General features: G+C 40.0%; 6 protein-coding genes and 1 pseudogene. 5 read left to right on the top strand and 2 right to left on the bottom strand.

Annotated elements, in window-relative coordinates; translation table 11 throughout:
- Positions 1–845: pseudogene (locus ACJHV0_RS10985) on the bottom strand (iron ABC transporter permease); the annotation flags it as partial.
- Between the two features lie 50 nt (positions 846–895).
- Complete coding sequence (locus ACJHV0_RS10980) at positions 896–1,930, bottom strand: ABC transporter substrate-binding protein (RefSeq protein WP_025235044.1); 1,035 nt, start codon at positions 1,928–1,930, stop codon at positions 896–898.
- 208 nt (positions 1,931–2,138) lie between these two features.
- Between ACJHV0_RS10980 and ACJHV0_RS10975 the strand changes: the two genes are divergently transcribed.
- The 5 genes from ACJHV0_RS10975 (at position 2,139) to glmS (ending at position 6,551) form a co-directional block, all read left to right on the top strand.
- Positions 2,139–2,573 carry a MarR family transcriptional regulator gene (locus ACJHV0_RS10975; RefSeq protein ID WP_283386589.1) on the top strand — a complete coding sequence of 145 codons (435 nt, stop codon included), beginning with the start codon at positions 2,139–2,141 and terminating at the stop codon, positions 2,571–2,573.
- Entirely contained in the window at positions 2,566–3,408 is an 843-nt protein-coding gene (locus tag ACJHV0_RS10970; protein WP_483134213.1) for an ABC transporter six-transmembrane domain-containing protein, read from the top strand. The genes ACJHV0_RS10975 and ACJHV0_RS10970 overlap by 8 nt, the downstream gene beginning before the upstream one ends.
- Before the next feature lie 96 nt (positions 3,409–3,504).
- Positions 3,505–3,705, top strand: a complete 201-nt coding sequence (locus tag ACJHV0_RS10965; RefSeq protein WP_025235047.1) for a glycine zipper 2TM domain-containing protein — start codon at positions 3,505–3,507, stop codon at positions 3,703–3,705.
- Positions 3,706–3,862: 157 nt separating this feature from the next.
- A complete protein-coding gene (locus ACJHV0_RS10960) occupies positions 3,863–4,624 on the top strand; it encodes a DeoR/GlpR family DNA-binding transcription regulator (protein WP_483134212.1) in 762 nt (253 codons plus the stop codon).
- A 91-nt stretch (positions 4,625–4,715) separates the two neighbouring features.
- Positions 4,716–6,551, top strand: coding sequence for a glutamine--fructose-6-phosphate transaminase (isomerizing) (gene glmS / locus ACJHV0_RS10955; RefSeq protein ID WP_483134211.1), 1,836 nt, complete (start codon positions 4,716–4,718; stop codon positions 6,549–6,551).
- Positions 6,552–6,661: the final 110 nt, after the last annotated feature.

Below are 6,661 nucleotides of genomic sequence, written 5' to 3'. Positions count from 1 at the left end.
ATCATAAAAGACATTGGTGTAAGTGCGAGGGTGTGAGCAATCACAATCCCGGTATAACCATAGAGCCAGTTACTGGCAAAACCAAAGTGTTCCACTAAAAATTCTGTTACGTAACCTGAACGCCCAAGCATTAGCGTTACGCCTAAACCTACCACAAAGGGAGGAGTAACAATAGGTAAAATCGAGAAAATTCGCCCGATGAACGCAGTTCGTTTAGCAATACGAGTGGTATAAAGGGCAAAAGCCAAACCAAACAGAGTGGAAAGCACACCCACCGTTCCCGCAACCGATAAAGAGTTCCCCACCACTCGTGCCACATAAGGCTGTTGTAAAATAGTTAGCACTTGGCTTGGCACAAACTCGTCGCCGTTGTAGAACATTGAAACGAAAATCGCAATGGTTGGGTAAACAATAAAGAAGAAAATCAGCAAAATAATGCTAATCAATGAGCCGATAATAAAGCGATCGCCCTGCATTACTTTAAGAATGGCAAGATTATTAGTGGCTAGCCCTGTAATGGCAATAATCAGAGGCAATACCGCATAGCCTAAGCTGATTTTAAGTACAATTGCCGATAAGAAAATAAAAGCAAATAATAAACCTAAGCCGACTAATTCTAGCTTAGCTCTGCGTTTACAAGCGGTCGGATTTGGCAATAAAAATGCAAAAAGCGATAAGAACCACGCCCAAGTGATATTTAAATTTGGCCAACCCATCGCATTAAAAAGCTCGTCTTTTGTTGAATCAAACAAGCCATAATCTAATGCTTTAGCGGGCAATAAGAGAAAACCGAGTAAACCGATCACCACCCATACAAGCGGTCGGGAAAAAGAAAAACTCTGCATAATACCTCACAGATAGAAAAGAGGGGGAAAGCCCCCTCTAAAAGATAGGATTATTTCGCTAATTTAACTTCATTAACCCATTTGTCAATCAAGCGTTTACGCTCTTCACTTGATCCATATTTCTCAAAATTGTAGTCAATTAAGTTTAAATCTTTTGGATTGAGAGCATAAGGCGAGGCTTCTGCTGTTGTATTGGTTAAAACTTGGAATGCATTCCCTTTTTGCCAAGAGAGTTCTTGAGCTTCTTTAGAAAGCGACCAATCCACGAACAATTTCGCATTTTCAAGATTTCTCGCCCCTTTTAAGATACTCACACCACCAAGCTCATAGCCTGTACCATCAGTGGGGGCTGTCATCTCAATATTTGCTCCGTTTTTCTTCTCAATAGCATAGTCGTGTAAGAAGCCGATACCGATAGTAGTTTCGCCTCGAGCGGTGTTACGAGCCGGCGTAATGCCTGATTTGGTATATTGTGAAATGTTTTTGTGTAATTTGCGGAAGTATTCAAAGGCTTTTTCTTCGCCCCAAAGTTGCACAAAGGTAGCAATTGCTGTGTAAGCTGTGCCTGAACTTTGCGGGTCTGCAATTTGAATCTCGCCTGCTAAACGTGGGTCAAGTAACTCTTCCCAAGTGGTCGGCACTTTCTCAATACCTAATTTTTTCAAACGATCTAAGTTCACGCCGTAACCTAAAATCCCCATATACACCGCAGAGGAATAATTGCCTTTTAATTTTGCAGGATCACGAAATTTTTCGATAATTTGGGTAAGGTTTGGCGATTGATAAGGTTCTAACAAGCCCATTTCTGCCGCTTGTGAATGCGGATCAAGCGTACCGCCGTACCAAACATCCGCCTGAGGGTTATTTTTTTCCGCTTCAATTTTCGCTAATGTGCTACCCGAACCGTTACGCACAAACGAAACTTTTACATCATATTTCTTACCGAAAGCTTGAACTTCTTGCTCACAAAGCTCGTTCGTCGCACTACAATAAACCGTTAAACGACCTTCCGCCAATGCTGATTGAGTAAATAATGAACCGAGTAATAAAGTAGATGCTGTCAAAGCCAATTTTTTCAATTTCATTGTGGTTTCCTTAAAGTTAGGGAGAAAATTAGGCGAAATATAGCAAAAAACGGGACGCAATTCTGTGAGCTGCTTCACAGTTCAACCAAACAAGTGGTCGAATTTGCTTGGGATTTTGCAAATCAGCTTCTAATAAAAGTTGAAATTAGTCCTAAAAATGACTAATATGTGAAATTAGTCAATTTTAGGATTATTTTTAGGAGGGCACTTGCAAAATTATCTCGACCAAATCGGCGATACTTGTACCAATATGTTGATAAGTTACGGCTTGTTCGCAAAAAAGTATCAAATTAATGAAAATGAATTAGCCATTCTCTACACGCTTTGGGTAGAAGGAGCTTGTACCCAAAAACACATTGCTGAAAAATGCCAAATTGCCAAACAAACGATTAATACGCTATGCAAGCGGTGGGAAATTGAGGAAATTTTGCAAAGTGTTATCAGTGAGCAAGATAGACGAGAAAAAACCTTGTATTTTACGGATAAAGGCAGAGCATTTGCTCAACCTATTATTGAAGAATTACTGAGCAGAGAAAATCAAGTTATTAATGCGTTTGGCATACAGAGAATAAAATTTTTACTTGATGAGTTTAAAGCATTGCAAACTGCTTTAAGCCAAAAGCTGGAGAAACATAGTGGCTAGAACAATTCGGACGTTAAAAAATATTGTTAAGATTCACCGTTCGAAATTATTGGCAACCTTTTCGCTTGTGGCATTAGAAAATGTATTGATTTTGCTTTATCCACTTGTTGGTAGCTTTGCGGTAAATGCAGTATTGGCGGGCAATGTTTTCAACGCCTTAGTGTATGCTTTAGTGGTTTTAATTATTTGGGTGGTTGGTTCAGCAAGACGAGCGGTGGATACTCGAGCGTTTGTTAGAATTTATGCCGATTTAGCCATCAAGGCAATTATTAATGAAAAGCAAAAAGGCACAACTTCTTCGGCAACGGCTCACGCAAACTTAGCTCGTCAATTTGTCGCCTTTTTTGAAGAGCATTTGCCGATTTTGATTACAGCTTCATTTTCAATTGTCGGCTCAGTAGTGATGTTGCTGATTATTGAATTTTGGTCAGGTGTGATTGCGTTGACGATTTTAATACTATTTTTGCTGATTTTACCGAGCTATACACGTAAAAATGATCGGCTCTATTTTAAACTGAATAATCGCCTTGAAAATGAAGTACATACTATCGAACGTATTAGAAATGCTGAATTGGTTAAACACTATGATTTGTTATCGAAAATTCGGATTGCCATTTCTAATCGTGAAGCAGTGAGCTTTTTGGTTATTGGCGTTGTGTTGAGCATTTTATTTGGCGTAACCTTAGCTATTCTTGCAAATAAAAAGGTAGAGGCTGGACATATTTATGCCGTCATTACTTATATGTGGAGTTTTGCAATGAGCCTTGATGATATGCCAAGATTGGTTGAAAAATTCTCAGAATTGAAAGATATAGGTAATCGAGTAGAGGTTTAACTATTAATTTATTGAACCTTTTCCAAAAGATAAAATCTTATAAATTGGGTCAAGGAGATTGACCGATTTGAAATTGATTAATAATGAGGGATTAATATGAAATCTATGTTAAAAGTTGTCGGAGTAGCCCTTTTAGCGGTTGCAGTATCAGGCTGTAACAATATGACAAAATCGCAACGTAATACAGCGATTGGTGCTGCTGTTGGTGGTGTTGCAGGCAATGTGATCGGTAATTCAACGGGTGCAACCTTAGGTGGTGCGGCACTTGGTGGCGTAATTGGTAGCCAAATCAAATAATTGCAAAAAATTGACAGAAATGAACCGCTTGTATCGCCAAAGAACAAGCGGTTTTGTTTTGTATAGATTTTGTAAATTATGGATTTCTTGCTTTTCTTTTTATTTTCTTTCTTTATAATGCACAAAGTTTTGAAACGAAACTTAAGTGAAGATTGTAATGTCAAAACGTAACACGCAACAACGCCGTCATTTAATTGTACAGATGGTACAATCGCAACAAGAAGTGAGTGTTGATGAACTCGCTACACTGTTTGAAACTTCAGAAGTTACCATTCGCAAAGACCTAACCGCTTTAGAAGAAAGTGGTTTTTTATTGCGAAAATATGGTGGAGCAGTGAAAATCCCATCAGAAATGATGGAGGAAGAATTTATTGAGCAACTTTCGATTCAAAAGAAAATGATTGCTCAAGCCGCTCGAGATTGTATTCGAGATCATAACCGTATCATTATTGATAGCGGTAGCACGACGGGGGCTTTGGTTAAAGTGTTAAACCAAACAGGTTTAGTAGTGATGACCAACTCGCTGAATTTAGCAGCGGAATTAACCTCTTTGGAATGCGAGCCAACAGTATTAATGACAGGTGGTACTTGGGATTCACGTTCAGAATCTTTTCAAGGAAAAGTGGCTGAACAAGTACTACGTTCGTATGATTTTGACCAACTTTTCATTGGGGCTGATGGGTTAGATCTCGCTCGTGGAACAACTACTTTCAATGAATTAGTAGGGTTAAGTCAAGTGATGGCAGATGTGAGCCGAGAAGTGATAGTGTTGATTGAATCACAAAAAATCGGGCGAAAAATGCCTAATATTGAATTGGAATGGTCGAAAATCACCAGAATTATTACCGACAACCAATTAAGTTTCGAAACGAAAGAACAAATCGAAAAAATGGGTGTCGAAGTGCTTATCGCCAAGTAAGCATATTAAAACAGATATGTAGGGGCGAATTGCAATTCGCCCTCACAAGCAAAATTATTTTATCGTTATTTATTAATAGGAAAGCAAATTTATGTGTGGAATTGTAGGTGCAGTAGCACAGCGTGATGTCGCAGAAATCTTAGTTGATGGTTTACACCGCTTAGAATATCGTGGCTATGACTCAGCCGGTGTGGCGGTATTAAATGCCGATGAGAAAAAAATGCAGATCGTTCGCCGTGTCGGTAAAGTAAAAGCTTTAGACGATGCATTAGAAGCAAAACCGTTATTAGGTGGTACAGGTATCGCTCACACTCGTTGGGCAACACACGGCGAGCCATCAGAAACCAACGCTCACCCACATCGTAGCGGTAAAATTGCGGTGGTGCATAACGGTATTATCGAAAACTACGAAGAATTAAAAGTTGTGTTACAAGAGCGTGGCTATGTGTTCCAATCGCAAACCGATACGGAAGTTATCGCACACTTAGTTGAGTGGGAATTGCGTTCAGCTTCTTCATTATTAGAAGCGGTACAAAAAACCGTAGTACAACTTCGTGGTGCATACGGCACAGTAGTATTAAACGAAGAAGAGCCGGAACATTTAATCGTTGCTCGTTCAGGCAGCCCGCTTGTAATCGGTTATGGTGTAGGTGAAAACTTCTTAGCTTCAGATCCGTTAGCATTATTAAGCGTAACTCGCCGTTTTGCTTATTTGGAAGAAGGCGATGTAGCAGAAATTACTCGCCGTTCTGTTGAGATTTACGACCGTCAAGGCAACAAAGTAGAGCGTGAAATTCACGAAGGTAACGTTGAAGCAGATGCTGCTGATAAAGGTCAATATCGCCACTATATGCAAAAAGAGATTTTTGAACAGCCGGTGGCAATTATGAACACCCTAGACGGTCGTATTAAAGACGGTAAAGTGGATTTATCTGCGATTGCTCCAAATGCCACAGAGATTCTCTCAAAAGTACAACACGTTCAAATTGTGGCTTGCGGTACTTCATACAATGCCGGTATGGTGGCTCGTTATTGGTTTGAATCTGTAGCCGGCGTAAGCTGTGATGTGGAAATCGCCTCAGAATTCCGCTACCGTAAATTTGTAACACGCCCGAACAGCTTATTAATCACGCTTTCTCAATCAGGCGAAACCGCAGATACTTTAGCGGCATTACGTTTAGCGAAAGAGTCTGGCTATATGGCGGCGATGACGGTGTGTAACGTGGCAAGTTCATCTTTAGTGCGTGAATCTGATTTAGCATTCCTAACCAAAGCAGGTGTGGAAATTGGCGTAGCATCAACTAAAGCCTTCACCACCCAATTAACTTGCTTATTGTTATTAAATGTAGCAATCGGTCGCTTACAAGGGAATATGAGCGAAGAACAAGAGCATCACATCGTGCAATCTTTACAACGCTTACCGGCTCAAATTGAAAGTGCGTTAGTGTTCGATAAACAAATCGAAAAATTATCGGAAGATTTTGCTGATAAACACCACACGTTATTCTTAGGACGTGGCGAATACTATCCGATTGCGATGGAATCGGCATTGAAATTAAAAGAGATTTCATACATTCACGCTGAAGCCTACGCAGCGGGTGAATTAAAACACGGTCCGTTAGCATTAATCGACAGCGATATGCCGGTTGTGGTGGTTGCACCTGAAAATGATTTACTTGAAAAAGTGAAATCAAATATTGAAGAAGTGCGCGCCCGTGGCGGTCAATTATATGTATTTGCCGATCACGATGCCGGTTTTGAAGAAGCGGAAGGCTTTAAAACCATCGTTCTACCAAAAGTAGATGAAGTAACTGCCCCAATTTTCTACACCGTGCCGTTACAACTACTTTCATACCACATCGCATTAATTAAAGGCACAGACGTGGATCAACCTCGTAACTTAGCGAAAGCGGTAACCGTAGAGTAACGATAAAAAAACCTTATTCATCACTGAATAAGGTTTTTTCTTCCTTGAAGCTTGCAAGCGGTCAAAAAAGTAGAATTTTTTGCAAATAGTTTAGGTTAGTCAACCGCAAG

The sequence above is a fragment of the Mannheimia sp. genome, from assembly GCF_056854775.1.
The sequence above is the reverse complement of the archived record's forward strand: the minus strand, read 5'-3'. Positions and strand labels throughout refer to the sequence as shown.

Coding starts and splice junctions, on each gene's coding strand:
- ACJHV0_RS10980 (WP_025235044.1), bottom strand. CDS start 1,930: ATGAAATTGAAAAAATTGGCTTTGACAGCATCTACTTTATTACTCGGT.
- ACJHV0_RS10965 (WP_025235047.1), top strand. CDS start 3,505: ATGAAATCTATGTTAAAAGTTGTCGGAGTAGCCCTTTTAGCGGTTGCA.
- ACJHV0_RS10960 (WP_483134212.1), top strand. CDS start 3,863: ATGTCAAAACGTAACACGCAACAACGCCGTCATTTAATTGTACAGATG.
- glmS (WP_483134211.1), top strand. CDS start 4,716: ATGTGTGGAATTGTAGGTGCAGTAGCACAGCGTGATGTCGCAGAAATC.